This window comes from Streptomyces sp. NPDC002994, assembly GCF_040611155.1.
Classification (GTDB): Bacteria; Actinomycetota; Actinomycetes; order Streptomycetales; family Streptomycetaceae; genus Streptomyces.
The window spans coordinates 25,131-50,543 of sequence record NZ_JBEXNQ010000038.1; the positions used below are offsets into that span (position 1 = coordinate 25,131).

Consider the following 25,413-nt stretch of genomic DNA (forward strand, 5'->3'; position numbering starts at 1 on the left):
CGCGATCGGCCCCGAACCGGACGGAGAACGGCACCTCATGCGCCCCATAACCACCGCCACTGCCACCGCCCTCACCCCCACCCCCACCAGTTCGTACGTCACCTCCATCGCGGACTCCGACGAGCAGATCCGGGCAGCGCAGCGGCTGCGGTACCGGGTCTTCGGCGAGGAGATGGGCGCGACCCTCGACTCGTCCCTGCCCGGACACGACATCGACGCGTACGACGAATTCGTGGACCACCTGATCGTGACCGACAGCACGACCGGCGAGGTGGTCGGCACCTACCGGCTGCTGCCGCCGGGACGGACCGAACGCTCCTACTCCGACAGCGAATTCGATCTGCGGGCGCTCGACGGCCTGCGCCCGGCCATGATCGAGGCCGGCCGCTCCTGCGTACACCCGGACCACCGCTCCGGCGCGGTGATCAACCTGATGTGGTCCGCGCTCGCCCGTTACGTCCTGCTCTCCGGCCACCGCTACCTGGCAGGCTGTGCCTCCGTACCCCTGTCGGACGGCGGCAGGACGGCGGCCGGCGCCTGGCTGCTCGGCACGGCGAAGCACTCGTCGCCGCCCGAGCTGCGGGTGCACCCCCGCAGGCCCTGGATGCCCGCCGGTCCGACGGCGGAGCAGACCGGTTACGCCGATCTGCCGCCGCTGCTGCGGGGCTACTTCAGGCTCGGCGCGTGGATGTGCGGGGCGCCCACCCACGACCCCGAGTTCGACGTCGCCGACTTCTTCGTCCTGCTGGACATGGACCGGCTCGGGGACCGCTACCGCCGCTTCTTCCTGGGCGAGGGCGGGGGCGAAACCCGGTGAATCCCTGGGCTGTGGACGCCGGATGCGCGCCGGACTGCGCCGCCGACGCGGCCCCACGGGTTCCGATGGCGGAAGCGGTACGGCGCTGCGCCGCCCTCGCCCGCACGATCGCCCGTGGGGTGTCCAGGGGCGACCGGCTCGCCGAACCCGAGGCGCTGCGCGGCCAGGCCTTGAACATTCTCGGGGCCCTCGGCATACGGATGGTGGCCGGCCCCCAACCGCTCACCGTGCCCGGCGGAAGCGGAAGACCCGGCACCCTGATCGTGGCCAACCACATCTCCTGGCTCGACGTCGTCGCCGTACTCGCCGTGGAGCCCGTGACTCTCCTCGCCAAGCGGGAGATCGGCCAGTGGCCGGTCATCGGCACCCTCGCGCGGCGCGTCGGCACCCGCTTCATCGACCGCGAGGAGCTGCGCGAACTTCCCCGTGTCATGGCCGACTTGGCGTCGGTGCTGAGCTCCGGGCGGTCCGTACTGGTCTTCCCCCAGGCCACCACCTGGTGCTCCGCGCCGGGTGGCAGGTTCCGCCGGGCGACCTTCCAGGCGGCGCTCGACGCGGGCGCGCCCGTCCGGCCGGTGACGATCTCGTACGAGCAGACGGGCGCCCCCAGCACAGTGGCCGCGTTCCTCGGCGACGAGGACTTCGTCACCTCGCTGCGCCGGGTGGCCGGCGCGTCCGGCCTGACCGCGCGGGTCACCGCGCACCCACCGCTGCTGCTCACCGACCGGCGGTCGCTGGCGGCCGAAGCGCTGGCCGCCGTCGGCGGTGCGCAGCCGCTCGCTCACGCTCCCTGATGCTCTGCAACGATGCACTGCAACGATGCCCTGCAACGACGCCCTACGACGCCGCGAGCTGAGCGGCGAGGCCGTCCAGGATGAGGCGCAGGCCCAGTTCGAAACCGCGGTCGTCGAGGGCGGCGAGGCCCCCGGGACGGGCGTCCGACGACTCCAGGGAGTCGGCCAGGGCGGGGTAGTCGGGGCGGTAGCCCGCCGGGGCGCGGGTGAATCCGGCGGCGAAGGTTTCGAGGGCGGAGCCGAGGACGAGGTAGTCGAAGGTGGCGGCGGCCTCGGCCGCCCGGTCCGGGGTGCAGCCCGCACGGATGAGGGTGGCCAGCAGGGCGTCGTAACCCCGCAGGGCCTTGTCGGCCTCGACCCGGCGACGGGCGACCAGGGCGATGACGTTCGGGTAGCGCAGGTACACCCGGCGGTAGCCGCGGGCGTACTCGGTGAGGCCGTCGCGCCACTGCGGGTCCTGGAGCGGGCGGAGATCGATCTCCTCGTTGATGAGTTCCGAGGCCGCGTCCAGCAGGTCGTCCTTGGAGGCGACGTGGTGGTACAGCGAGGCGCCACGGACCCCTAGCCGCTCGGCGAGCGACCGCATTTTGAGGGCCTGAGGGCCTTCCTCTTCGATCAGTTCCAGCGCGGCGCGCGCGATGATCGCGCGGCTCAGCAGCGGCTGACTCGGTCGGGCCATGGTGGCGGCTCCCCCTCTTTCGCCGGTCAGGTTACTCGGCGGCAGGGGCTTCACAAGCGGACGGGGGCGCGTTACGGTCCCCGCAGCCCCTAAACCTAACAAGGTTAGATTTAGGTCGGCAGTGCGATGCCGACCGACCGCTTCCCTCGCCACCCTCAGCCCTCCGAGGTGCACCGTGCCAGAACCGCAAGCCACCCACGCCACCCACGCCACCCAAGCCGTCCATGACACAGACTCCGCCCGGCTCAGCGACCTGGGATACAAGCAGGAGCTGCGACGCAGCCTCGGCATCCTGGGGAACATCTCCATGGGCTTCGCCGTGGTCTCGCCGGTGGTCGCGCTGTACGCGGTGTCCATGGTCGGGACGATGATCGCCGGGCCCGCCTGGGTGTGGGCGCTGCCGGTCGTCCTGCTCGGCCAGTGCCTGGTCGTCAACGTCTACTCCGAGCTGGCGTCCCAGTGGCCGCTGACCGGCGGCCCCTACCAATGGGGACGGCGGCTTCTCGGTCCGACCTTCGGGTGGATGAGCGGCTGGGTGTGGCAGTTCGCGGTGATGTTCGGGAACACCACGGTGGCCTATCTGGCCGCGCCCTGGGTCTTCGCCCTCGTCGGCGTCACGCCCACGCCGGGGACGATGGTCGCGGTGGCCGCGGGCATCCTCCTCGGCTGCATGCTGGTCAACGCCTTCGGCATCAAGATCCTCAGCTGGTTCGTGTCGCTGGGCATCGCCGCCGAGGCGGTGGCGTCGGTGCTCGTCGGCTTCGCCCTGCTGCTGTTCTTCCGCGAGCACGGTTTCGCGATGTTCACCGAGACGCTGGGGGCCGAGCAGCTGTCCGGCGGCTCCACCGCGATGGCGTTCCTGGCCGTCCTGGCCGTCGCCGGCTGGGGCTTCATCGGCTTCGACGCCTGCGTCTCGACGGCCGAGGAGACGAAGGACGCGGGCCGCCAGGTGCCGCGCGCCATGTGGTGGGCGCTGCTCAGCGTCGGCGTCGTCGTGATCCTCAACGCCATGGCGGTCTCCCTGGCCCACCCCGACCCGGCGGCCGTGGTGGCGGGGGAGGACCTGGACCCCGTAACGACCGCTGTGATCTCGTCGTTCGGCTCCTGGTCCGACAAGCCGTTCGTACTCGTCGTACTGATCGGGTTCCTCGCCTGCGCCATGGCATCCCAGGGCGGCGCCGCCCGCGGCGTGTACTCGCTGGCGCGCGACGGCGTCTTCCCCCTCTCCCGGTACGTACGGAAGGTCAACCGGCGACAGGCACCGATCGGCGGGCTGATCGCCTCCACCGTGGTCAGCTGCTCCGGCCTGTTGCTCGGCCTGAACGCCACGGCCATCGGCAGCCTGATTGCCTTCGGTACGGCGGCCACCTTCCTGCCGTTCTTCCTGGTCTCGCTGGCCGCGCTCGTCGCCCGCCTGCGCGGCACCTGGGTGCCCTCCGGTCACATACGACAGGGACGCAAGGGCACGTTCCTCAACGTGCTGGCGGTGCTGTGGACGGCCTTCGAGGTCGCGAACGTCTGCTGGCCCCGCGCCATCCTCGCCCCGCCCGGCGCCCCCTGGTACCAGGTCTGGGCCGGACTGCTGGGCACCGGCGTCGTGATCACCGCCGGTCTTCTCTACCTGCTGGCCAAGCGCCCGCAGGACAAGCTCCGCGCCGCCGACCGGGCCGTGGCGGATGCGGATGCGGGCGCGGAGCAGCGTGCCGAGCTCGCGACCGAACCTTCCTGATCTCCCTGTCTCCCTCAGCCAACAAGGAGTGTTGCCATGAACGTGAACGTAAACGTGAACGCGCCCCGGATGTCCAGGAGAGGATTCGGCGCAGCCGCGCTGACCACCGTGGCGGCCACCGCCGTGGCCACCGCGGTCGGCGGCCGTGCCTTCGCCGCCCCGGCTGCCGCGCAGACGGAGGAGAAGTACACCGCACCGGCCGAATGGGAGCCGCACTCCGGCTGCGTCATGGCGTGGCCCTGGGACCGGACCATCGGGTGGGGCGGACTGCTCCCCGACGTCCAGGCCGAGATCGCCGGTATCGCCAGGAGCATCGCCCGGTTCGAACCGGTCACCATGGTCGCGGAGCCCGGTCAGGCCGCGGAAGCGCGCCGGCAGTGCGGCAGTACGGTCACCGTCATCGAGTACCCGGTGAACGACTGCTGGACCCGCGACACCGGACCTGTCTTCGCCCTGAACGTGACGAAGACCCAGAAGACCGGGCTCGACTTGGGCTTCAACGGCTGGGGCAACAAGTACCCGTACGACAAGGACGACTTCCTGCCGGTCGGCGTGTGCCAGTACCTCGGGGTCCCGCGCAAGGACGTCGCCATGATCCTTGAGGGCGGCGCGGTCATCACCGACGGCCAGGGCACTCTCATCACCACAGAGGAGTGCCTGCTCAACCCCAACCGCAACCCCACCATGACCCGCGCCGAGATCGAGGCGGCGCTGCTGGCCGCGTACGGCGCCACGAAGCTCATTTGGCTTCCGTACGGCCTCAACAACGACGACGTCACCAACGGACACGTCGATCTGGTCGCCGCCTACCTTGGCCCGGCCAAGCTCCTCGTACATACCCAGCCCGACACCACCAGCCCTAACCACTCCCGGATGGCGGCCAACCTGGCTGTCCTCCAGGGCACGACCGACGCCCGCGGCCGCCGGTTCGAGGTGGTGGAGATGCGGCACCAGCCCCACTTCCGGCACAACGGGCTGCTCGTGGAGACGTTCAGCTACACCAACTACTACGAGACGAGCGGCAGCGTGGTCGTCCCCGTCGCGAACGAACCGCAAGACACGCTCGCCCTCGCCCAGTTCCGTACGCTCTTCCCCGGCCGCGAAGTGGTCGCCGCCCCGGCGCGCACGCTCGCCTACGGCGGCGGCGGAGTCCACTGCGTAACCCAGCACGTTCCCCGCACGTAGAGCCTGCCGCCCCCGGAGGTAAGTCCCGTATATAGGCTGCGCGTTGACCTTGAACCGAGCGTGACTCCAAAGGGGGCCCCGTGGCCGAGCAGCACCGCGACAGGATCAACACCGCGCAGCCTCATACGGCACGGATCTGGAACTACTGGCTGGGCGGCAAGGACAACTACCCGGTCGACCAGGAGGCCGGTGACCAGATCCGCAAGCTGCACCCGGGCATCGGCGACTACGCCCAGGCGGACCGGCTGTTCCTCGGGCGAGCGGTGCGGCACCTGGTCGCCGACTGCGGGATCCGGCAGTTCCTCGACATCGGCACCGGTCTGCCGACGGCCGACAACACCCACGAGGTGGCCCAGCGGCTGGCACCGGAATCCCGCGTCGTCTACGTCGACAACGATCCGCTGGTGCTCGTCCACGCGCGCGCCCTGCTCACCAGCACACCCGAGGGGAGGACCGACTACCTCGACGAGGACCTCCGCAACGTCGACCGGATCCTGGAACACGCGGCGAAGACCCTGGACTTCAGTCAGCCGGTCGCGCTCGTGCTGCTCGGCGTGGTCATCTTCCTGGAGGACGACGCTCAGGCGTACGGCATCGTCCGCCGCCTGATGGACGCGCTGCCGTCCGGGAGCCACCTGGTCCTGTCGCACACGATCACGGATCCGGCGATGCCCGATGTGGACGCGGCGGTCGCGTTCTGGAACGAGCACGGCACCCCGAAGCTCACCCAGCGCACTCCTGACCAGGTCACCCGTTTCTTCGACGGCCTGGAACTCCTCGCCCCCGGCGTGGTGTCGTGCAGCCGCTGGCGCCCCGAGCCGGACACCAACGGCGTACCGGCCGAGGTAGCCATGTTCAGCGGCGTCGCCCGCAAGCCCTGAACAGCAGCCAGGGGAAGGCCCTGACAGCGCTGAAAGACACCAAGGCGCTGATCAGGGCCCGTCCCGTCAGCATTCGATGATGTCCACCGCGAGGCCGCCGCGCGCGGTGTCCTTTTACTTGACCGATAGGGGAGCCGTCTGTGATCAGGGCTCTGAGGTACCGGGGCTGGTCATGGTGCCCCGACCACCGGTGTCAGGCTTCCCGTGGCGCGCCGACGGCGTCCGAGCCGCAGAACTTGCGGAAGGCCGAGTTGGTGACGTTCTGCGCCAGCGACAGCGTATCGTCCACTCCGTAGAACGGGGCCGTCTCCGCCCACTCGTTCCATGTCCAGCCCTCGCCCTTGGTCTCAACCACGCGCGCCTCCGTTGCCGAATGCCTTGCGCGCACAGTGGCAGTCACCCCGTACACCTCCTGTACGGCGGCGAGGGCGCGCGGACGGTCTCGGCGTCAGGGGGCCTGCGGGTCAGATTTTGATCACGCGGATGCCGGGGCCGCAGAGCATCAGGAGGTCTTCGGGGTCCGACGTCAGGACGGTCACCGGGGCGGGCGAGGTGAGTGCGGTGGCGGCCACGATGGCGTCGAGGGCGTATTTGTGGCCGTGCAGTCCTGCTGTGGCGAGGAGCTTGCTGGCGTGGCGGGCGATGGCTTCGGTGGGCGGGATGACGTTCACGCGGGAGACGGCGTAGTCGAAGCGGGCCTGGTTGACCTTGGGGTCGCGGGCTTCGACGAGGGTGACGGAGCTAGTCACGACGCGGATGTCTTCGGCTTCGGCTGCGGCCAGCCACTCTGTGATCTCGGGTGAGCGTCGTACCAGCTTGGACAGGCCTTCGCAGTCGAGGACGAGCGTGCCGCTCACGCGGCGTCTGCCGAGTCGGCCGTATAACCGCGGAGGATCGCTCGCTTGGCGTCGACTGCCGCCTGATCGACCGGGCCGTGTTCGGCTTCCGCGTCTTCGATGAGTTCGCGCAGTCGGTCCCGCTCCAGTTGGCGCTGGATGAGGGCTTCGACGTAGGCGGACATGCCTCGCTTGCCCGTGCGCTCCTTGAGGGCAGCGATGGTGCCTTCGTGGAGCGAGACGGATACGGGCCGGACGGGTCCTTCGCCGGGAGCCGGTGAGGTAGCCATGGCTCGAGTTTAACAAAACTCTTGTTATTGCGGGCTGTGGGTGACTGCTCCCGAGGGCTGTCCCAGGGAGGTTCCAGGGACTTCCCCCGCGTAAGCAGGGAAGGCCCCGACATCGCCGAAAGAACGAGACGCGCTGGTCAGGGCCTACGGCCTCAGCACTCGATGATGTTCACCGCGAGGCCGCCGCGTGCGGTCTCCTTGTACTTGACCGACATGTCCGCGCCGGTCTCCTTCATGGTCTTGATGACCTTGTCCAGGGAGACCTTGTGGCTGCCGTCGCCGCGCATCGCCATCTTCGCCGCCGTGACGGCCTTGACCGCCGCCATGCCGTTGCGCTCGATGCACGGGATCTGGACCAGGCCGCCGACCGGGTCGCAGGTCAGGCCCAGGTTGTGCTCCATGCCGATCTCGGCCGCGTTCTCGACCTGCTCGGGGGTGCCTCCGAGGACCTCGGCCAGGGCGCCGGCCGCCATTGAGCAGGCGGAGCCGACCTCGCCCTGGCAGCCGACCTCGGCGCCGGAGATCGAGGCGTTCTCCTTGAAGAGCATGCCGATCGCGCCCGCGGAGAGCAGGAAGCGGACCACGCCCTCCTCGTCCGCGCCCGGGATGAAGTTCATGTAGTAGTGCAGGACCGCCGGGATGATGCCGGCGGCGCCGTTCGTCGGGGCGGTGACGACGCGGCCGCCTGCGGCGTTCTCCTCGTTGACCGCCATCGCGTAGAGCGTGATCCACTCCATCGCGAGGGCCAGCGGCTCGCCCTCGGAGCGCAGCTTGCGCGCGGTGTTCGCGGCGCGGCGGCGCACCTTCAGGCCACCGGGCAGGATGCCCTCCTGGGCCATGCCGCGCGCGACGCAGTCCTGCATGGCCCGCCAGATCTCCAGGAGCCCCTCGCGGATCTCGGGCTCCGTGCGCCAGGCCTTCTCGTTCTCCAGCATCAGGGCGGAGATCGACAGACCGGTGTCCTTGGCCAGGCGCAGCAGCTCGTCGCCGGTGCGGAAGGGGTACTTCAGCACCGTGTCGTCGAGCTTGATGCGGTCCTCGCCCACCGCGTCCTCGTCCACGACGAAGCCGCCGCCCACCGAGTAGTACGTCTTCTCCAGGAGGGGGGTGCCTTCGGCGTCGTACGCCCACAGGGTCATGCCGTTGGCGTGGTACGGCAGGGCCTTGCGGCGGTGCAGGATCAGGTCCTCGTCGAAGTCGAAGCCGATCTCGTGCGCGCCGAGGAGCGTGATGCGCTTGTCGGCCTTGATCTGCTCGACTCGGGCGTCGGCGGTCTCGACGTCGACCGTGCGCGGGGAATTGCCCTCCAGGCCGAGCAGCACGGCCTTCGGGGTGCCGTGGCCGTGGCCGGTCGCGCCCAGCGAGCCGAACAGCTCGGCACGTATCGAGGCGGTGTGGGCCAGCAGGCCGTCGTTCTTGAGGCGGCCCGCGAACAGGCGGGCGGCGCGCATCGGGCCGACCGTGTGGGAGCTGGAGGGGCCGATGCCGATCGAGAACAGGTCGAAGACCGAGATGGCCACGGGGAACTCCTAAGGGTGGGTAGACGCCGTTGTCTGCCTGCGGGGGGTGGTGCAGATGATCAAGGCGGGGGTGACACGGTGCGGGGCACCGCACTCACTGTTCAGTGTGCGCGGTGCCCCGATATTCAGTCTGTGTCGTACGTAACTACTTCAGACCAGGGTAAAGGGGGTGCTTGCCGGCCAGGGCCGTGACGCGGGCGGCCAGGGCGTCGGCGTCGTACGACGGCTTCAGCGCCTCGGCGATGATGTCCGCGACCTCGGCGAAGTCCTCGGTCTGGAAACCGCGGGTGGCCAGGGCGGGCGTACCGATCCGCAGACCCGAGGTGACCATCGGGGGCCGGGGGTCGTTCGGGATGGCGTTGCGGTTGACCGTGATGCCGAGCCCGTGGAGACGGTCCTCGGCCTGCTGGCCGTCGAGCTCGGAGTTCCGCAGGTCGACGAGGACCAGGTGGACGTCCGTGCCGCCGGTGAGGACGGACACGCCGTGCTCGGTGACGTCGGCCTGCACCAGGCGCTCGGCCAGGATGCGGGCGCCGTCCAGGGTGCGCTGCTGGCGCTCCTTGAACTCCTCGGATGCGGCCACCTTGAAGGAGACCGCCTTCGCGGCGATGACGTGCTCCAGCGGGCCGCCCTGCTGACCGGGGAAGACCGCGGAGTTGATCTTCTTGGCGAGCTCCTGAGTCGACAGGATCACTCCGCCTCGCGGGCCGCCGAGCGTCTTGTGCGTGGTCGTGGTGACGACGTGGGCGTGCGGCACCGGGTTGGGGTGCAGGCCCGCGGCGACCAGACCGGCGAAGTGCGCCATGTCGACCATGAGGTACGCGCCGACCTCGTCCGCGATGCGGCGGAAGGCGGCGAAGTCCAGCTGGCGCGGGTACGCCGACCAGCCGGCCACGATCAGCTTCGGCTTCGACTCCTTGGCGAGGCGCTCGACCTCGGCCATGTCGACCTCACCGGTGGCGTCGTCCACGTGGTACGCGACCACGTTGTAGAGCTTGCCGGAGAAGTTGATCTTCATGCCGTGGGTCAGGTGCCCGCCGTGGGCCAGGTTCAGACCCATGATCGTGTCGCCGGGCTTGATCAGCGCGAACATCGCGGCCGCGTTGGCCTGGGCGCCCGAGTGCGGCTGTACGTTCGCGTGCTCGGCGCCGAAGAGCGCCTTGATGCGGTCGATCGCGATCTGCTCGACGACGTCGACGTGCTCGCAGCCGCCGTAGTAGCGGCGGCCCGGGTAACCCTCGGCGTACTTGTTGGTGAGTACGGAGCCCTGGGCCTCCATGACGGCGACCGGAGCGAAGTTCTCCGAAGCGATCATTTCGAGGGTGGACTGCTGGCGGAGCAGCTCGGCGTCGACGGCGGCGGCGACGTCCGGGTCGAGCTCGTGCAGGGGAGTGTTGAGAAGCGTCATCACGGTCCCGTTCGAGGTATTAGTTGCCGGAGGAGAGGGCGTCGTACTCGGCGGCGGAGAGCAGGTCGGGCTGCTCCTCCGAGACGCGCACCTTGAAGAGCCAGCCGCCCTCGAACGGGGCGGAGTTCACCAGCGACGGGTCGTCGACGACGTCCTGGTTGGACTCGACGACCTCACCGGTCACGGGGGAGTACAGGTCGCTGACCGACTTGGTGGACTCCAGTTCGCCGCAGGTCTCGCCCGCGGTCACCGTGTCGCCGACGGCGGGGAGGTCCGCGTAGACGACGTCACCGAGCGCGTTGGCCGCGAACTCCGTGATGCCGACCGTCGCGACGCCGTCCTCGGCGGTCGACAGCCACTCGTGCTCCTTGCTGTAACGCAGCTGCTGGGGGTTGCTCATGAGCTGAATTCTCCTGTACGCGGGGGAGTGCTGGTGAACGGGGAGGTTGTGCGGGGGGTCACTTCTGGCGCTTGTAGAACGGCAGCGCGACGACCTCGTAGGGCTCATGCGTACCGCGAATGTCGACGCCGACACCGGAGGTGCCGGGTGCCGCGTGCGCGGCGTCGACGTATGCCATGGCGATCGGCTTGCCCAGCGTCGGGGACGGGGCGCCGGAGGTGACCTCGCCGATGACCTTGCCGTCCGCCACCACGGGGAAACCGGCGCGGGGGACGCGGCGGCCTTCGGCGATCAGGCCGACGAGCTTGCGCGGCGGGGCGGTCTCGGCGCGCTCGGCGGCGGCCTCGAGGGCGGCGCGGCCGACGAAGTCGCCCTCCTTCTCGAACTTCACGACCCGGCCGAGGCCCGCGTCGAAGGGGGTGAGCGAGGTGGTCAGCTCGTGCCCGTACAACGGCATGCCCGCTTCGAGGCGCAGGGTGTCGCGGCAGGAGAGGCCGGCGGGGACCAGGCCGACGTCCTTGCCCGCGTCCGTGAGCGCCTGCCACAGCTGCTCGGCGTCGGCCGGGGAGACGAAGAGCTCGAAGCCGTCCTCGCCGGTGTAGCCGGTACGGGCGATGAGGGCGGGGACGCCGGCGACGGTGCCGGGGAGACCGGCGTAGTACTTCAGCCCGTCGAGGTCGGCGTCGGTGACGGCCTTCAGGATGCCGGGGGACTCGGGGCCCTGGACGGCGATCAGGGCGTACGCGTCACGGTCGTCCCGTACGACGGCGTCGAAGGTGGCGGCGCGCTCGGTGATGGCGTCGAGGACGATCTGGGCGTTGCCGGCGTTGGCCACAACCATGTACTCGGTCTCGCCGAGGCGGTAGACGATCAGGTCGTCGACGATGCCGCCGTCTTCTTGGCAGATCATGGTGTAGCGAGCGCGGCCGAGGCCGATGGTGCCGATGTTGCCGACGAGCGCGTAGTTGAGGGCGTCCACGGCCTGGGGGCCGGTGACGGTGATCTCGCCCATGTGGGAGAGATCGAAGAGGCCGGCGCGGGTACGTACGGCGTTGTGCTCGTCACGCTCGCTGGCGTACCGCAGCGGCATGTCCCAGCCCGCGAAGTCGGTCATGGTGGCGCCCAGCGAACGATGCAGCGCATCGAGGGCGGTGTGGCGGGGGACATTGCTCATGTGCGGGGCTCCCAGGGCATGACAGGCGAGGACAATCCTCCCCATCTGTCATCGGAACCTGAGAGGTTCACCGAGAGAGTCGCAGTTGGCTGTCTCGGCTTGCACCTTGGGTGGAGCCGCGACGAAGCGGCCCGCTTTTCAGATCTGCCTCGCCCGCGCGGTACGGGGCCTGAGAGATTCAAGGGAGGAACTTGCTCCTTCGGCGTCCTGGGCACACAGTGCTTCGGACTCTCCCGCGCGGATTCAAGCGGCCGGTATGCAGTTGGCGGGCACATCATTGCACGGAAATGGACTTGTGGCGCATTACCTTTTCTTTACACTTCTTGGGCAAGGGTGGGGGGAAGGGTGGGGGACACCCGACAGGGGGAAGACGATGACGTTGCAGCAGTCCGGTGCGTACGCGACGACGGCCGCGGTGCCCACACAGCACGGCGTGCCGGTGCGGGAGGCCGCGCGGTGGCCTGTGCCCACGGTGCGTGATCTGCGCGAGCGCGCGGGGCGCAGTCCGGGGGCGCTGGCGTTCGGGGCCGGCGACGTAGTGGTCGTCTCCGGTCTGCCCGGCAGTGGCAAGAGCACCCTCATCCGGCGTACGGCCACGGCGGGAGCGACGCACCGTATCGACTCGCAGGACGTGCGGGAGCGCTGGGAGGCGCGGATGCCGCGTCTGCTGCCGTACGCGCTGTACCGGCCGCTGGTGCGGGCGGCGCACTATGCCGGCCTGCGACGTGCGCTGCGCTCGGGCGAGAGCGTCGTGGTCCACGACTGCGGGACGCAGGCCTGGGTGCGGCGCTGGCTGGCGCGCGATGCCCGCCGCCGGGGGGTCGCGCTGCATCTGGTGCTGCTGGACGTTACGGCGGATGTGGCGCGGGCCGGGCAGGAGGAGCGGGGCCGCGGGGTGTCGGGGTACGCGTTTGCCCGGCACCGGCGGGCGGTGGGGCGGCTGGTGCGGGATGCGGAGGCGGGGCGGGTGCCGGTGGGGTGTGCGTCGGCTGTGCTGCTGGACCGGGATGCGGCGGGGGCGTTGGCGCTGATCGACTTCCCCGGCTCGGCGGAGCGGGCGTAGCGCGGGGGGCGCCTGCGGCGGGCTTTCCCCTACCCGCCCCTTCCCGCTGTGACACTTTGCGGCTCCGCCGCGTGAGGGGCGCTGCCCCAGACCCCGCTCCTCAAACGCCGGAGGGGCTGAGACGTGCCGCAAGCGGCACATTCAGCCCGTCCGGCGTTTGAGGACACGCCCGTAGGGCGTCCCCGCGCCCCGCGTTAAAGTCGTCCCGTGGACTACCCCGACTTCCCCGTACCCGCCCACCCGCACGGCGGCAACGGCTGGCCCGGCAACGAGCTCGAAGAGGTACTCGGTGCCTCGCTCGGCAACCCCGCGGCGGGCGGCCGCATCGTAGAAGTACTCGGCCGCAGCCAGGTGTGGGTGCCGCTGCCGGCCGGCGGCGGACCCGACGCGCCGAACCTCGACCTGCCCACCATGGACATCCACGGCGAGGCGTACGTCCCCGTGTACAGCTCCGAGGAGCAACTGCGCCAGTGCGCCGGGCCGCACATGTCCTTCGCCGTGGCGCCCGCCCGCGAGTTCGCCCGCGGCCTGCCGCCGCAGCTCGGCATCGCGGTGAACCCGGACGGCGCGGTCGGCGTGCCGCTGCCGCCGCCCGCCGTCGCCGAGCTCTGCCGGGCCGGGCGTACGCCGCTGGACGGGCCGGCCAGTGGTGGAAGGGTGCGGCTCTTCGAGCCGGACTGGCAGGAGGAGCCGGTTGATTTCCTCTCCGCCGCCGCCGGGGAATTCCAGGAGAGCGGCGTCGTGCTGACCGCCCGTCGGGCGCTCGCGAGCGTCGAGGGCGAGTCCCCGACGCTCTTCGTCGGCGTACAGCTGTCCTCCTGGGAGGGCGCCGACCGCAACGCCCCGATGGACGCCCTCGGCCGGGCGCTCGGCCGCGTCCAGGTGCCCTGGCAGGTCAACCTGGTGCTGCTGGACGTGGCGGCCCAGGACCCCGTCGCCGGCTGGATGCTGGAGAAGGTGCGGCCCTTCTACACACGCGCCTGACCCGACTCGTGCTCTGTGTCAGTGCTGCCGCTTAAGCTGATGCGACACGTGAAGCAACACGGTGGATCGAAGAGGGGCGGGACCCAGGGTGAGCGCGTCAGGCACTGCGGCGGCCGGGCAGGTCGAGCACATGCTGCGCCAGGTGACGCCCGGGCGGTACGACGCGTACGAGGCGCTGCTGCGTGCCATCGCCGACCCCGCGGGCGGCAAGGTCTGGATGCTGCTCTGGCACGGCCAGGCGGGCTCCCCCGACGCCCAGTACGGGAACATGGAGGTCGACGGCCTCGGTTACGCCCCGTGCGTCACCTCCGCCCAGGAGCTCGCCGCCAGCGGCTGGAGCCGGGCGTACGAAGTGGTCACCGGGCGGGACCTGGCACGCGCGCTCTTTCCCGACCGCTGGGGCATCTGGCTGAATCCGCACGCCCCGGGCGGCGGCGTCGGCATCCCCTGGCTCGATCTGCGGCGTATCGCGACCGGGCTCGACCGGATGCCCGCCGGGCCGCTGCGGCTGTCCGAACCCGCCATCGAGATCCCCCAGTTCTACGCCCTGCTCACGCAGAACGCCCACCGTACGCCCGCGGTCCGCGCGCTGCGCCGCGCCTGGGTGCAGCCGGCGCTCGGGGCGCCGTATCTGGCCATCGGACTCGATCTCTACGACACGAGTCAGCAGTCCGTCGACGCGGTGCGCGCGATGATGCAGCAGTCGATCGGGGTGGTGCCGGAAGGGCTGCCCGTGTCCACCGTCGCGATGTCCGACGAGTACGACCCGGTCTCCATGTGGCTGCGCGCCAACGCCCGCCCGTTCTACGACCGCGACGCGCACGCGGCGCCCGCCGCCCCCTCCTCCGCCGCCCAGGGCGGCTACGGCTACCCGGCCCCGCGCGCCTACTGATAGCCCAATTCGGCGATCCATAAGGGTCGTTGGGCGGCATGTCCGGTCTGACGCATTAGACCGCTTCTGATCCGCTGAGCCGATCACGGCGTCCGGATAACGGAAGACCACAGGCCACATCACGGTTACGCATCCATTGCCCGCCAGGGCTGGCGGGTGATCGCGCGCTCATTGAAGACTCCCGCAACAAGGAATGTCGGTCCTGTGTACGACCCGCTTTCCCCGTAAGCAACTGCGTTTGTCCGAGCAGCTTCTGCACCTTCTGAAGCTTCTGCAGTTTTCTGCACCACTTGCACCTGCGATGCGAATAAGCCGCTACAGCGGCAGGCGCGGGCCGACCACCCGTCGGCCGAGCCGAGAGGGGTCCCCACCACGATGACGGCACCACTGCACGACACGAGCGCGGCAGAGACCGCGGCCGTTGACGTCGCGGCCGATGTTCCGGCGAAAGCCATCGAAGGCCGCTCGCCCTGGAAGATCGCATGGGTGCGTCTGAAGCGCGACAAGGTGGCGCTGGCCGGCGGCGTCGTCGTGTTGTTCCTGATCCTGGTCGCGGTGTTCGCGCCCTTGATCGTCAGCGCGCTCGGCCACCCGCCGAACGACTTCCACGAGGACAAGATCGACCCGCTGTTCGGTACGCCGATCGGCAGCTGGGGCGGCATGAGCTCCGACTTCCTGCTGGGAGTCGAACCGGTCAACGGCCGCGACGTGTTCAGCCGCCTCGTGTACGGCGCCCGGATCTCGCTGCTGGTCGCCTTCCTCGCGGCCGTCTTCGCCGTCGTGCTCGGCACGGTCTTCGGGATCATCGCCGGTTACTTCGGCGGCTGGGTCGACGCGGCGATCAGCCGGGTGATGGACGTACTGCTGGCCTTCCCGCAGCTCCTGTTCATCATCGCGCTGGTCTCGGTACTGCCCAACTCCCTCTGGGGGTTCAGCGGTTCAGGTGTGCGCATCGGCGCGCTGATCGTCGTCATCGGCTTCTTCGGATGGCCGTACGTGGGCCGGATCGTCCGCGGCCAGACGCTCTCCCTCAGGGAACGCGAGTACGTCGAGGCGGCACGCAGCCTCGGCGCGGGCCGCGCGTACATCCTCTTCAAGGAGCTGCTGCCCAACCTGGTGGCGCCGATCACCGTCTACACGACGCTGATGATCCCGACCAACGTCCTCAGCGAGGCCGCGCTCAGCTTCCTGGGCGCCGGAGTCAAGCCGCCCACCGCCTCCTGGGGGCAGATGCTCTCCAAGGCCAAGGAGTACTACGAGGCGGACCCGATGTTCATGATCGCGCCCGGCGTGGCCATCTTCATCACCGTCCTGGCCTTCAACCTCTTCGGCGACGGCGTGCGAGACGCGCTGGACCCGAAGGGCTCCCGCTGACCGTACGTCCCCGTACCACCGCACCTGTTCCCACCGCGCCGCCCCTGCCGATGTGTCAGGAGGCCACCCAAACCGTCGGTCCCCCCAAGGACCGGCACTCTCACGGAGGTTGCTGATCGTGACAGCCAACAGTTCTTCCAGGCGACGGCTCGCCGCAAGCGCGGCGCTCGTTGTCGCCGCGCTCGTCGGAACCGCGGCCTGCGGTGGCGGAGGCAAGGACGACGGAGCGGACGGCAAGGGCAAGGCCCCCGGCTTCAACGCCGCCGTCGGCAAGATCGCGAACCCTTCGGACAAGAAGGGCGGCACGATCAAGTTCATCGGTACGCAGGACGCCGACTCCTGGGACCCGCAGCGCGGCTACTACGGCTTCATGTGGGACTTCGCCCGCTACTACACGCGCCAGCTGATCACCTTCAAACCGGTACCGGGCACCGAGTCAACCGAGCTCGTCGCCGACATGGCGACCGACACGGGCCAGGTCTCCGCGGACAAGAAGACCTACACCTTCAAGCTGAAGGACGGCGTCAACTGGGAGGACGGCAAGCCCGTCACCTCCAAGGACATCAAGTACGGCATCGAGCGCATCTGGGCGCAGGACAAGATCTCCGGCGGCCCGATCTACCTTCAGCAGGTCCTGGACCCGAAGAAGGAGTACCAGGGCCCGTACAAGGACAAGTCGGCCGACAAGCTGGGCCTGAAGGCCATCGAGACGCCGGACGACAAGACCATCGTCTTCAAGCTGCCGAAGCCCAACGGTGACTTCCTCCAGATGCTGGCCATGCCGGCGGCCACGCCGGTCCGCCAGGACAAGGACACGGTCGAGAAGTACGGCCTGAAGCCCTTCTCCAACGGCCCGTACAAGATCGACTCCTACACCCCCAACAAGGGCATGGAGCTGAGCCGCAACCCCAACTGGAAGAAGGAGACCGACACCGTCCGCAAGGCGCTGCCGGACAAGGTCTCGCTCAAGCTCATCACCAACGCCGACGACATGGACAACCGCCTCATCGAGGGCGACTACGACGTCGACATCAACGCCACCGGCATCAGCCCGGCCGGCCGCACCAAGGCGCTGCGCGACCACAAGGCCAACGTCGACAATCCGCAGACCGGCTTCATCCGGTACGCGGTGTTCCCGCAGACGGTCAAGCCGATGGACAACATCCACTGCCGCAAGGCGGTCATCTACGGCTCCGACCACAAGTCGCTGCAGACCGCGCGCGGCGGCCCGATGGCGGGTGGCGACATCGCCACCAACATGCTGCCGCCGAGCATCAAGGGCTCGGACGCGAAGTACGACCCGTACAACGTCCTGAAGGACACCACGGGCAACGTCGCGAAGGCCAAGGAAGAGCTCAAGGCCTGCGGCAAGCCGAACGGTTTCGAGACCACCATCGCGGTCCGCAACAACAAGCAGCAGGAGATCGCCACCGCCGAGTCGATGCAGGCCTCGCTGAAGAGGGTCGGCATCAAGGTGCAGATCGACCAGTACGACGGTGCGCAGACCTCGGGCATCATCGGCGCCCCGAAGAACGTCGACAAGAAGAACTACGGCATCATCATCATGGGCTGGGGTGCCGACTTCCCGACCGGTCAGGGCTTCTCGCAGCCGCTGGTCGACAGCCGCTTCATCCTCGACAGCGGCAACAACAACTTCTCGATGCTGAAGGACAAGTCGATCGACGGCCTGTTCGACAAGGCGATGCTTGAGACGGACCCCGACAAGGCCGCCGAGTTCTACAAGCAGATCAACGAGAAGGTCTCCGAGCACGCGGTCTACCTGCCCTTCACGTTCGAGAAGAACATGATCTGGCGCAGCTCGCGGCTGACCAACGTCTACACGGCCGACTCCTACAACGGCCGCTACGACTACGCCTCCCTCGGCGTCAAGTGACCGTCCGTTCGCTCCGCCGGCACACCCGCCGCTAAGCCCGAAGGGCAGGTGATGGCCGCGTGCGGCGGCCCGGGGATCCCTCACCGGATTCCCGGGCCGCCGCCGGGCCGACCGTAGTGCTCGCATACCTCATCAGGCGGCTGACCGCCGTCGTCGTGATGCTGCTCGTGGTCACGCTCGTGACCTTCGGCATCTTCTACGTCATCCCGAAACTGACCGGCAGCGACCCCGCCGCGATGTTCATCGGCAAGCAGGCCGACCCAGGCGCGATCGAAGGTGTCCGGGAGAAGCTGGGCCTCGGCGACCCCATCCTGGTGCAGTTCTGGAACTTCGTCAGCGGCCTGTTCGTGGGCCGTGACTACACCGGTGGCGGCTCGTCGTTCCACTGCGACGCCCCGTGCTTCGGCTACTCCTTCCGTACGGAGCAGGAGATCTGGCCCGTACTCACCGAGCGGCTTCCCGTGACGCTGTCCCTGGCGGGCGGCGCGTGCGTGCTGTGGGTCATCGTCGGTGTCACCACCGGCATCATCTCCGCCCTCAAGCGGGGCACGGCGATCGACCGTACAGCGATGACCATCGCGCTGGCCGGTGTGTCGCTGCCGATCTACTTCACCGCCCTTCTCTCCTTGGCGATCTTCAGGACACAGCTCGGCTGGTTCGACGCCGAATACGTGGACATCGCGTCGGATCCGCTCGCCTGGTTCAGCGGCCTGGTGCTGCCGTGGGTGACCCTCGCCTTCCTGTACGCGGCGATGTACGCCCGGCTCACCCGCGCCACCATGCTGGAGGTCCTGGGCGAGGACTACATCCGTACCGCCCGCGCCAAGGGCCTGAGTGAACCGGTGGTCGTCGGCAAGCACGCCCTGCGCTCGACGATGACGCCGATCCTCACCATCCTCGGCATGGACCTCGGCGCACTGGTCGGCGGCGCGATCCTCACCGAGACCGCCTTCAGCCTCCCCGGCCTCGGCCAGGCGGCGGTCAAGGCGATCGGCGACTTCGACCTTCCGCTGATCCTGGGTGTCACGCTCATCGCCGCAGCCGCCGTGGTGCTCGCGAACCTCGTCGTGGACATCCTGTACTCCGTGATCGACCCCCGAGTGAGGCTCTCGTGAGCACTGTGCCTGTCCCGGGGGAGGCCCCCGGAGCCCCCTTGACGAAGACCGGTGCGGTCGGCGAGCCCGTACGCACCGGCTCCCCGCGGCCGGACGCCTTCCTCGACGTACGCGACCTCAAGGTGCACTTCCCCACCGACGACGGCCTCGTCAAGTCGGTGGACGGCCTCTCCTTCCAGCTGGAGAAGGGCAAGACCCTCGGCATCGTGGGCGAGTCCGGCTCCGGCAAGTCGGTGACCTCGCTCGGCATCATGGGCCTGCACACCGTCGGCCAGTACGGCCGGCGCAAGGCCCAGATCTCCGGTGAGATCTGGGTGGACGGCAAGGAACTGCTGTCGGCCGACCCCGACGAGGTACGCAAGCTGCGCGGCCGCGAGATCTCGATGATCTTCCAGGACCCGCTGTCCGCGCTGCACCCGTACTACACGATCGGCCATCAGATCGTGGAGGCGTACCGCATCCACAACAAGGTCGACAAGAAGGCCGCCAAGCGGCGCGCGATCGAACTGCTCGACCGGGTCGGCATCCCGCAGCCCGACAAGCGGTTCGACGGCTATCCGCACGAGTTCTCCGGCGGTATGCGCCAGCGCGCGATGATCGCGATGGCCCTGGTCAACAACCCCGAGCTGCTCATCGCGGACGAGCCGACCACCGCCCTGGACGTCACCGTCCAGGCGCAGATCCTGGACCTCATCCGGGACCTGCAGAAGGAGTTCGGCTCGGCGGTCATCATCATCACGCACGACCTGGGCGTCGTCGCCGAACTGGCCGACGACATCCTGGTGATGTACGGCGGCCGTTGCATCGAGCGCGGTCCGGCGGAGAAGGTGTTCTACGAGCCCCAGCACCCGTACACCTGGGGCCTGCTGGGCTCGATGCCGCGCATCGACCGCGATCAGACCGAGCGCCTCATCCCGGTCAAGGGCTCGCCGCCCAGCCTGATCAACATCCCGAGCGGCTGCGCCTTCCACCCGCGCTGCCCGTACGCGGACGTGCCCAAGGGCGGGATCACCCGCACCGAGCGCCCGGAACTCAAGGTGCTGCCCGGCAAGGAATCCGAACGGCACTACTCCGCCTGCCACATGGCGGCCGAGGACCGGACGCGGATCTGGACCGAAGAGATTGCGCCGAAGCTGTGAGCGAGACGAAGGATCCAGAAGTGACGATCCCGGAGCAGGCAACCTCTTCGCCGTCTTCGCCGTCGACCGAGCCGCTGCTCAGGGTCAGCGGCCTGGTGAAGCACTTCCCCATCAAGAAGGGCGTCCTCCAGCGCCAGGTCGGCGCGGTTCAGGCCGTCGACGGCCTCGACTTCGACGTACGGCCGGGGGAGACCCTGGGTGTGGTGGGCGAGTCGGGCTGCGGCAAGTCGACGATGGGCCGGCTGATCACGCGGCTGCTGGAGCCGACCAGCGGGAAGATCGAGTTCGAGGGGCAGGACATCACCCACCTGGGCACCGCCCGGATGCGTCCGCTGCGCCGCGACGTACAGATGATCTTCCAGGACCCGTACTCCTCGCTGAACCCGCGCCACACCGTCGGCACGATCGTCAGCGCGCCCTTCAAGCTCCAGAACATCACGCCCGAGGGCGGAGTGAAGCGCGAGGTCCAGCGGCTGCTCGAGCTGGTGGGTCTCAACCCGGAGCACTACAACCGCTATCCGCACGAGTTCTCGGGCGGGCAGCGCCAGCGCATCGGCATCGCGCGGGCCCTCGCGCTCAAGCCGAAGCTGGTCGTCGCGGACGAGCCGGTGTCGGCGCTGGACGTGTCGATCCAGGCGCAGGTGGTGAACCTGCTGGACGACCTCCAGGACGAGCTCGGGCTGACGTACGTGATCATCGCGCACGACCTCTCGGTCATCCGGCACGTCTCGGACCGCATCGCCGTGATGTACCTCGGCAAGATCGTCGAGCTGGCGGACCGCAAGGCGCTGTACGAGGCGCCCATGCACCCGTACTCCAAGGCGCTCCTGTCGGCGGTCCCGGTGCCCGACCCGCGCAGCAAGCACAAGCGCGAACGCATCCTGCTCAAGGGCGATGTGCCGTCGCCGATCTCGCCGCCCTCGGGCTGCCGCTTCCACACGCGGTGCTGGAAGGCGACGGACATCTGCAAGACGCAGGAGCCGGTGCTGACCGCGCTCAAGACCGGCCACCAGGTGGCGTGCCACCACCCGGAGAACGCGCCCGACCAGGCGCCGCAGTCGTCGACGGTGCTGGAGACGGCGCGCGAGGCGATCGAGATCGTCGACGTCACGCCGCCCGCGGCGGTGGCGAAGGGCGAGGGTGACACCGCGTCCGAGAGCGCGGAGGACAGCGGCAAGGATTAGAACCGGCACAATTGCCCGGTGTTCCAGGAACTCTTCACGCCCTCCGTCCAGCATTCGCTCGACCTCGTCGGGATCTTCGTCTTCGCGATCTCCGGCGCCCTGCTCGCCGTGCGCAAGAATTTTGACGTCTTCGGCATCGCGGTGCTCGCAGAGGTCACCGCGCTGGGCGGGGGGCTGCTCCGCGACCTCATCATCGGCGCGGTGCCGCCGGCCGCCTTCACCGACCTCGGGTACTTCACCACCCCGCTGATCGCGGCCGCCCTGGTCTTCTTCCTGCACCCCGAGGTCGAACGCATCCAGGGCTCGGTCATGGCCTTCGACGCGGCCGGGCTCGGGCTCTTCTGCGTCACGGGCACCACCAAGGCGTACGACTACGGGCTCGGCCTGACCGCTTCGGCGGCCCTCGGCCTGGCGACCGCCGTCGGTGGCGGCGTACTGCGTGACGTCCTCGCCAACGAGGTGCCTTCGCTGCTGCGCTGGGACCGTGATCTGTACGCCGTCCCCGCGATCGTCGGGGCCGCCATGGTCGTCCTCTTCATCCGCTTCGACGTGCTGAACGCGGTGACCAGCGGGATCGCCGTCGTCACGGCCTTCGTGCTGCGGCTGCTGGCGCTGCACTTCCACTGGCGGGCGCCGCGCGCCTGGAACCGGAGCTCGGCGAAGGCGGAGGAGCAGTCCGAGGCGACGACTTAGCTCGGGCGGGCGCTTAGCTACCGCTTAGTAATGTGCCGGTGTACCGTGCATGCCATGGCACAGGCAACACAGGCATCCATCGGGGACAGTGAGTTCGACCGCGACACCGCGCTCTCCTCACGCGCATCGCAGCCGGGCGTCTACGACGCGGACCTCTCCGCGGGCTGGACGATCTTCGGTGCCGTCAACGGCGGCTACCTCCTCGCCCTGCTCGGCCGGGCGCTCGGCGACGCCCTGCCGCACTGTGATCCGTTCACGGTCTCGGCGCACTACCTGACCCCTTCCGTGCCGGGCAGGGCGGTCGTCCGGACGCAGACCGTCCGCAGTGGACGCACCCTCTCCACCGGCCAGGCCTCCCTCTTCCAGTACGCCGATGACGGCACCGAGGTGGAGCGGATCCGCGTCCTCGCCTCGTACGGCGACCTGGACGCCCTGACCGACGACGTCCGCACGACCGCCAAGCCGCCCGTCATGCCGCCGTACGAGCACTGCCTGGGCACCGAGGCCGGGCCCACCGCCATCCTGAGCAGCTCGGCCATCACCGAGCGGCTCAACATCCGGCTCGACCCCGCCACCGTCGGCTGGGCCGTCGGCGAGCCGTCCGGCAACGGCGAGATGCGCGGCTGGTTCGGCCTCGCCGACGGCCGCGACGCCGACCCGCTCTCGCTGCTGCTCACGGTCGACGCGCTGCCGCCGACCTCGTTCGAGCTGGGCCTGCAGGGCTGGACGCCGACCGTCGAACTCACCACCCACATACGCTGCCGGCCCGCCCCGGGACCGCTGCGCGTCTCCATCACCACCCGCAACCTCGCGGGCGGCTTCCTGGAGGAGGACGCGGAGGTCTGGGACAGCGCGGACCGGCTCGTCGCCCAGTCCCGGCAACTGGCGCGGGCACCGCGCGGCTGAGCCCGTGCCGCCAGGGCTCAGTCCAGCCAGTGGCGGCGGCCGAGGCTGACCAGGCGCAGTTGACGGCGGGCGAGGGAAGCGGCGGCCTCGACGCGCTCGTCGCCGTACGGCTCGGCCTCCAGGAACGCGGACGCGGTCATCACCATGTGGTCGACGTACACGTGCGCCAGCATCCGCAGGTCCTCCTCGCTCCAGCCCGCCGAATCGGGCTGAGTGGCGAGCCAGGTCGCCACCTCGTCGGCGAACAGGCGCAGTTGCTCGCCTATCGCGGCGCGCACCGGCTCCACGCCGCCGTGGCGTTCGCGGGCGATGAAGCGGACATGCGAGGGGTACGCCCGGACGTGGCGTGCGATGAGGCCGACCGTACCGTCGATGCGCTCGGCGCTGTCGCCCGTCGCGGCGAGAGTCGCGCGGATCACCGCGTGCAGGCTGCCCAGAGCCTCGTCGACGAGCGCGACGCCGAGGTCGGCCGTGTCCCGGAAGTGCCGGTAGAAGGCGGTCGGGGCCACGCCCACGGCGCGGGTCACCTCGCGCAGGCCGAGGCTGCTCAGGCTCTGGTCCTCGAGCAGGACGAGCGCCGCCTCCATGAGGGACTGGCGGGTCTTCTGCTTCTGGGCCTGGCGGATGCCGACGGTGTGACTCATGACATTCAGTAAACAACCGTTCTCTGAGGCCGGGAACCCCAGGGCGTGCCTAGACTGGGCAGTCAGTGAACAGTCGTACTCCCAGGAGGGGTTCACATGTTCGTCCTCGTAGCGGCTCTGCTGTTGTTGGGGGTGCTGATGGGCTCGGTGGCCCACGTGCCGGTCCCGGTGTCCCTCGTCGCCGCCGCGCTCATCGGTGTCTGGCTGCTGGTCTTCGCCGCCCGTGAGCGTCACTCGCGACGGTCCACCCGAAGGAGCTGAAGGCGCCATGGAGTTCACCGCATCCGCACGCAGCCGCACGGGACTGCGGGACGCCGACGGCATGGCCGTCGCGTCGTTCGTACTCGGCCTCGTCGGACTGCTCGTACTCAACATCTTCCTCGGCCCCGCCGCCATCGTGCTGGCCACCCTGGCCCTGAAGCGGGGCACCGGACGCCGGGGCAGGGCGCTGCTCGGGCTCGGTCTCGGAGTGGCCGACCTGGTGGTCCTCGCCGTGCTCGCCTCGGCCGACGGCAGCGTGTCCTGGACCTTCGGCGGCTGAAAGGGCGCGGCGGGAAAGCCGACCGCGGCAAGGGCGGGACCGGGGAGCGTCCGGTGGGCTCGTAGAATCGAATCCACCATGGCTTACCTCGACCACGCCGCGACCACCCCGATGCTTCCGGAAGCGGTCGGGGCGATGACCGCCCAGCTTGCCGTCACCGGCAACGCGTCGTCTCTGCACGCCGCCGGCCGACGGGCGCGGCGTACCGTCGAGGAGGCCCGCGAGATGCTCGCCGAGTCCCTCGGCGCCCGGCCGAGCGAGGTGGTCTTCACCGCCGGCGGCACCGAGGCCGACAACCTCGCCGTCAAGGGCCTGTACTGGGCGCGGCGCGACGCCGACCCGCGCAGAACCCGGGTGCTGGCGAGCCCCGTCGAGCACCACGCGGTACTGGACGCCGTCCACTGGCTGGGCGAGCACGAGGGCGCGACCGTCGAGTACCTGCCGGTCGACTCGTACGGCCGGGTTCACCCCGACGCACTCCGCGCCGCCATCGAACGCGACCCGTCCGACGTCGCCATGGCCACCGTGATGTGGGCCAACAACGAGATCGGCACCGTCATGCCGGTCCGCGAACTGGCCGACGTGGCCGCAGAGTTCGGCGTACCGCTGCATGCCGACGCGGTGCAGGCCTTCGGGCAACTGGACGTCGACTTCGCCACCTCCGGGCTGGCCGCGATGACCGTGTCCGGGCACAAGATCGGCGGGCCGTACGGCATCGGCGCGCTGCTGCTGGGCCGTGAGTACACCCCCGTACCCGTACTGCACGGCGGCGGCCAGGAGCGGCATGTACGCTCCGGCACCCTCGACGCCCCGGCCATCGCCGCGTTCGCGGTGGCGGGCCGGATCGCGGCCGAGCGGCGGGAGTGGTTCGCGCGCGAGATCGGCGGGCTGCGCGACGACCTGGTCGCGGCCGTACGCGCGGCCGTCCCTACGGCGATCCTCGGCGGCGACCCGTCCCCGGGCGGCCGGCTGCCGGCCAACGCCCACTTCACCTTCCCCGGCTGCGAAGGTGACTCCCTGCTCCTGCTCCTCGACGCCCAGGGCATCGAATGCTCCACCGGGTCCGCCTGCACGGCCGGAGTCGCCCAGCCGAGTCACGTCCTGCTGGCCACCGGAACCGACCCCGACCTCGCGCGCGGCACCCTGCGCTTCTCGCTCGGGCACACGTCGACCGCCGAGGATGTGGCGGCGGTGGCGGAGGCGATCGGTCCGGCGGTGGAACGGGCACGTACGGCCGGGCTCGTCTGACCGGGGGACCGCCTTGGGGCAGG

27 protein-coding genes and 1 riboswitch are annotated in these 25,413 nt (G+C 69.7%); of the genes, 18 read left to right on the forward strand and 9 right to left on the reverse strand.

Annotated features, from left to right (window positions below; genetic code table 11):
• Positions 1–37 precede the first annotated feature (37 nt).
• Positions 38–817: a GNAT family N-acyltransferase gene (locus tag ABZX79_RS34260; RefSeq protein ID WP_355266745.1), complete on the forward strand. Its 780-nt coding sequence runs from the start codon at positions 38–40 to the stop codon at positions 815–817.
• Positions 814–1,611 carry a lysophospholipid acyltransferase family protein gene (locus ABZX79_RS34265; RefSeq protein WP_355266748.1) on the forward strand — a complete coding sequence of 266 codons (798 nt, stop codon included), beginning with the start codon at positions 814–816 and terminating at the stop codon, positions 1,609–1,611. The genes ABZX79_RS34260 and ABZX79_RS34265 overlap by 4 nt, the downstream gene beginning before the upstream one ends.
• A 43-nt stretch (positions 1,612–1,654) precedes the next feature.
• Here ABZX79_RS34265 and ABZX79_RS34270 read toward each other — a convergent pair whose 3' ends face one another.
• Positions 1,655–2,290: a TetR/AcrR family transcriptional regulator gene (locus ABZX79_RS34270; RefSeq protein WP_355266751.1), complete on the reverse strand. Its 636-nt coding sequence runs from the start codon at positions 2,288–2,290 to the stop codon at positions 1,655–1,657.
• A 175-nt stretch (positions 2,291–2,465) separates the two neighbouring features.
• Between ABZX79_RS34270 and ABZX79_RS34275 the strand changes: the two genes are divergently transcribed.
• The 3 genes from ABZX79_RS34275 (at position 2,466) to ABZX79_RS34285 (ending at position 6,085) form a co-directional block, all read left to right on the forward strand.
• Positions 2,466–4,019: an APC family permease gene (locus ABZX79_RS34275; RefSeq protein WP_355266754.1), complete on the forward strand. Its 1,554-nt coding sequence runs from the start codon at positions 2,466–2,468 to the stop codon at positions 4,017–4,019.
• 36 nt (positions 4,020–4,055) lie between these two features.
• A complete protein-coding gene (locus ABZX79_RS34280) occupies positions 4,056–5,204 on the forward strand; it encodes an agmatine deiminase family protein (RefSeq protein ID WP_355266757.1) in 1,149 nt (382 codons plus the stop codon).
• Positions 5,205–5,284: 80 nt separating this feature from the next.
• Positions 5,285–6,085, forward strand: a complete 801-nt coding sequence (locus ABZX79_RS34285; RefSeq protein WP_355266760.1) for an SAM-dependent methyltransferase — start codon at positions 5,285–5,287, stop codon at positions 6,083–6,085.
• Between the two features lie 193 nt (positions 6,086–6,278).
• Here the strand turns inward: ABZX79_RS34285 and ABZX79_RS34290 are convergent, their stop codons facing one another.
• The 7 genes from ABZX79_RS34290 to gcvT form a co-directional block, all read right to left on the reverse strand.
• Positions 6,279–6,440 (reverse strand): hypothetical protein, encoded by a 162-nt coding sequence (locus ABZX79_RS34290; RefSeq protein ID WP_355266762.1) that lies wholly within the window; start codon positions 6,438–6,440, stop codon positions 6,279–6,281.
• Positions 6,441–6,549: 109 nt separating this feature from the next.
• Positions 6,550–6,942: a PIN domain-containing protein gene (locus ABZX79_RS34295; protein ID WP_355266765.1), complete on the reverse strand. Its 393-nt coding sequence runs from the start codon at positions 6,940–6,942 to the stop codon at positions 6,550–6,552.
• Positions 6,939–7,211: a hypothetical protein gene (locus tag ABZX79_RS34300; RefSeq protein ID WP_355266768.1), complete on the reverse strand. Its 273-nt coding sequence runs from the start codon at positions 7,209–7,211 to the stop codon at positions 6,939–6,941. The genes ABZX79_RS34295 and ABZX79_RS34300 overlap by 4 nt, the downstream gene beginning before the upstream one ends.
• A gap of 152 nt (positions 7,212–7,363) precedes the next feature.
• On the reverse strand, positions 7,364–8,731 hold the full coding sequence (locus ABZX79_RS34305; protein ID WP_355266771.1) for an L-serine ammonia-lyase: 1,368 nt from the start codon (positions 8,729–8,731) through the stop codon (positions 7,364–7,366).
• Positions 8,732–8,876: 145 nt separating this feature from the next.
• Positions 8,877–10,139 carry a serine hydroxymethyltransferase gene (glyA, locus tag ABZX79_RS34310; RefSeq protein ID WP_355266774.1) on the reverse strand — a complete coding sequence of 421 codons (1,263 nt, stop codon included), beginning with the start codon at positions 10,137–10,139 and terminating at the stop codon, positions 8,877–8,879.
• Positions 10,140–10,158: 19 nt separating this feature from the next.
• Positions 10,159–10,539: a glycine cleavage system protein GcvH gene (gene gcvH, locus ABZX79_RS34315; RefSeq protein ID WP_214974828.1), complete on the reverse strand. Its 381-nt coding sequence runs from the start codon at positions 10,537–10,539 to the stop codon at positions 10,159–10,161.
• A gap of 58 nt (positions 10,540–10,597) precedes the next feature.
• Positions 10,598–11,713, reverse strand: a complete 1,116-nt coding sequence (gene gcvT / locus ABZX79_RS34320) for a glycine cleavage system aminomethyltransferase GcvT (protein ID WP_355266777.1) — start codon at positions 11,711–11,713, stop codon at positions 10,598–10,600.
• A 148-nt stretch (positions 11,714–11,861) separates the two neighbouring features.
• Positions 11,862–11,959: riboswitch (glycine riboswitch) on the reverse strand.
• A gap of 127 nt (positions 11,960–12,086) precedes the next feature.
• Between gcvT and ABZX79_RS34325 the strand changes: the two genes are divergently transcribed.
• The 10 genes from ABZX79_RS34325 (at position 12,087) to ABZX79_RS34370 (ending at position 22,957) form a co-directional block, all read left to right on the forward strand.
• Complete coding sequence (locus tag ABZX79_RS34325; RefSeq protein WP_355266780.1) at positions 12,087–12,776, forward strand: AAA family ATPase; 690 nt, start codon at positions 12,087–12,089, stop codon at positions 12,774–12,776.
• 207 nt (positions 12,777–12,983) lie between these two features.
• Positions 12,984–13,760 carry an enhanced serine sensitivity protein SseB gene (locus tag ABZX79_RS34330; RefSeq protein ID WP_355266783.1) on the forward strand — a complete coding sequence of 259 codons (777 nt, stop codon included), beginning with the start codon at positions 12,984–12,986 and terminating at the stop codon, positions 13,758–13,760.
• Between the two features lie 88 nt (positions 13,761–13,848).
• On the forward strand, positions 13,849–14,652 hold the full coding sequence (locus ABZX79_RS34335) for an enhanced serine sensitivity protein SseB C-terminal domain-containing protein (RefSeq protein WP_355266786.1): 804 nt from the start codon (positions 13,849–13,851) through the stop codon (positions 14,650–14,652).
• 375 nt (positions 14,653–15,027) lie between these two features.
• On the forward strand, positions 15,028–16,026 hold the full coding sequence (locus ABZX79_RS34340; protein ID WP_214974838.1) for an ABC transporter permease: 999 nt from the start codon (positions 15,028–15,030) through the stop codon (positions 16,024–16,026).
• A gap of 115 nt (positions 16,027–16,141) precedes the next feature.
• Complete coding sequence (locus ABZX79_RS34345) at positions 16,142–17,920, forward strand: ABC transporter substrate-binding protein (RefSeq protein ID WP_355266856.1); 1,779 nt, start codon at positions 16,142–16,144, stop codon at positions 17,918–17,920.
• Positions 17,921–18,036: 116 nt separating this feature from the next.
• Positions 18,037–19,035, forward strand: coding sequence for an ABC transporter permease (locus ABZX79_RS34350; protein WP_214975108.1), 999 nt, complete (start codon positions 18,037–18,039; stop codon positions 19,033–19,035).
• Positions 19,036–19,073: 38 nt separating this feature from the next.
• Entirely contained in the window at positions 19,074–20,174 is a 1,101-nt protein-coding gene (locus ABZX79_RS34355; protein ID WP_215127295.1) for an ABC transporter ATP-binding protein, read from the forward strand.
• A gap of 20 nt (positions 20,175–20,194) precedes the next feature.
• On the forward strand, positions 20,195–21,358 hold the full coding sequence (locus ABZX79_RS34360) for a dipeptide ABC transporter ATP-binding protein (RefSeq protein ID WP_355266791.1): 1,164 nt from the start codon (positions 20,195–20,197) through the stop codon (positions 21,356–21,358).
• 18 nt (positions 21,359–21,376) lie between these two features.
• A complete protein-coding gene (locus ABZX79_RS34365) occupies positions 21,377–22,051 on the forward strand; it encodes a trimeric intracellular cation channel family protein (RefSeq protein WP_355266794.1) in 675 nt (224 codons plus the stop codon).
• A gap of 54 nt (positions 22,052–22,105) precedes the next feature.
• Positions 22,106–22,957: a thioesterase family protein gene (locus ABZX79_RS34370; protein WP_355266797.1), complete on the forward strand. Its 852-nt coding sequence runs from the start codon at positions 22,106–22,108 to the stop codon at positions 22,955–22,957.
• A 17-nt stretch (positions 22,958–22,974) separates the two neighbouring features.
• On the opposite strand, the gene ABZX79_RS34375 is transcribed toward ABZX79_RS34370, so the two are convergent.
• Positions 22,975–23,601: a TetR family transcriptional regulator gene (locus tag ABZX79_RS34375; RefSeq protein WP_355266800.1), complete on the reverse strand. Its 627-nt coding sequence runs from the start codon at positions 23,599–23,601 to the stop codon at positions 22,975–22,977.
• A gap of 96 nt (positions 23,602–23,697) precedes the next feature.
• Between ABZX79_RS34375 and ABZX79_RS34380 the strand changes: the two genes are divergently transcribed.
• The 3 genes from ABZX79_RS34380 (at position 23,698) to ABZX79_RS34390 (ending at position 25,390) form a co-directional block, all read left to right on the forward strand.
• Positions 23,698–23,862: a hypothetical protein gene (locus tag ABZX79_RS34380; RefSeq protein ID WP_214974852.1), complete on the forward strand. Its 165-nt coding sequence runs from the start codon at positions 23,698–23,700 to the stop codon at positions 23,860–23,862.
• Between the two features lie 7 nt (positions 23,863–23,869).
• Positions 23,870–24,142 carry a DUF4190 domain-containing protein gene (locus ABZX79_RS34385; protein ID WP_355266804.1) on the forward strand — a complete coding sequence of 91 codons (273 nt, stop codon included), beginning with the start codon at positions 23,870–23,872 and terminating at the stop codon, positions 24,140–24,142.
• Between the two features lie 78 nt (positions 24,143–24,220).
• Positions 24,221–25,390, forward strand: a complete 1,170-nt coding sequence (locus ABZX79_RS34390; RefSeq protein ID WP_355266807.1) for a cysteine desulfurase family protein — start codon at positions 24,221–24,223, stop codon at positions 25,388–25,390.
• The last annotated feature ends 23 nt before the right edge of the window (positions 25,391–25,413 follow it).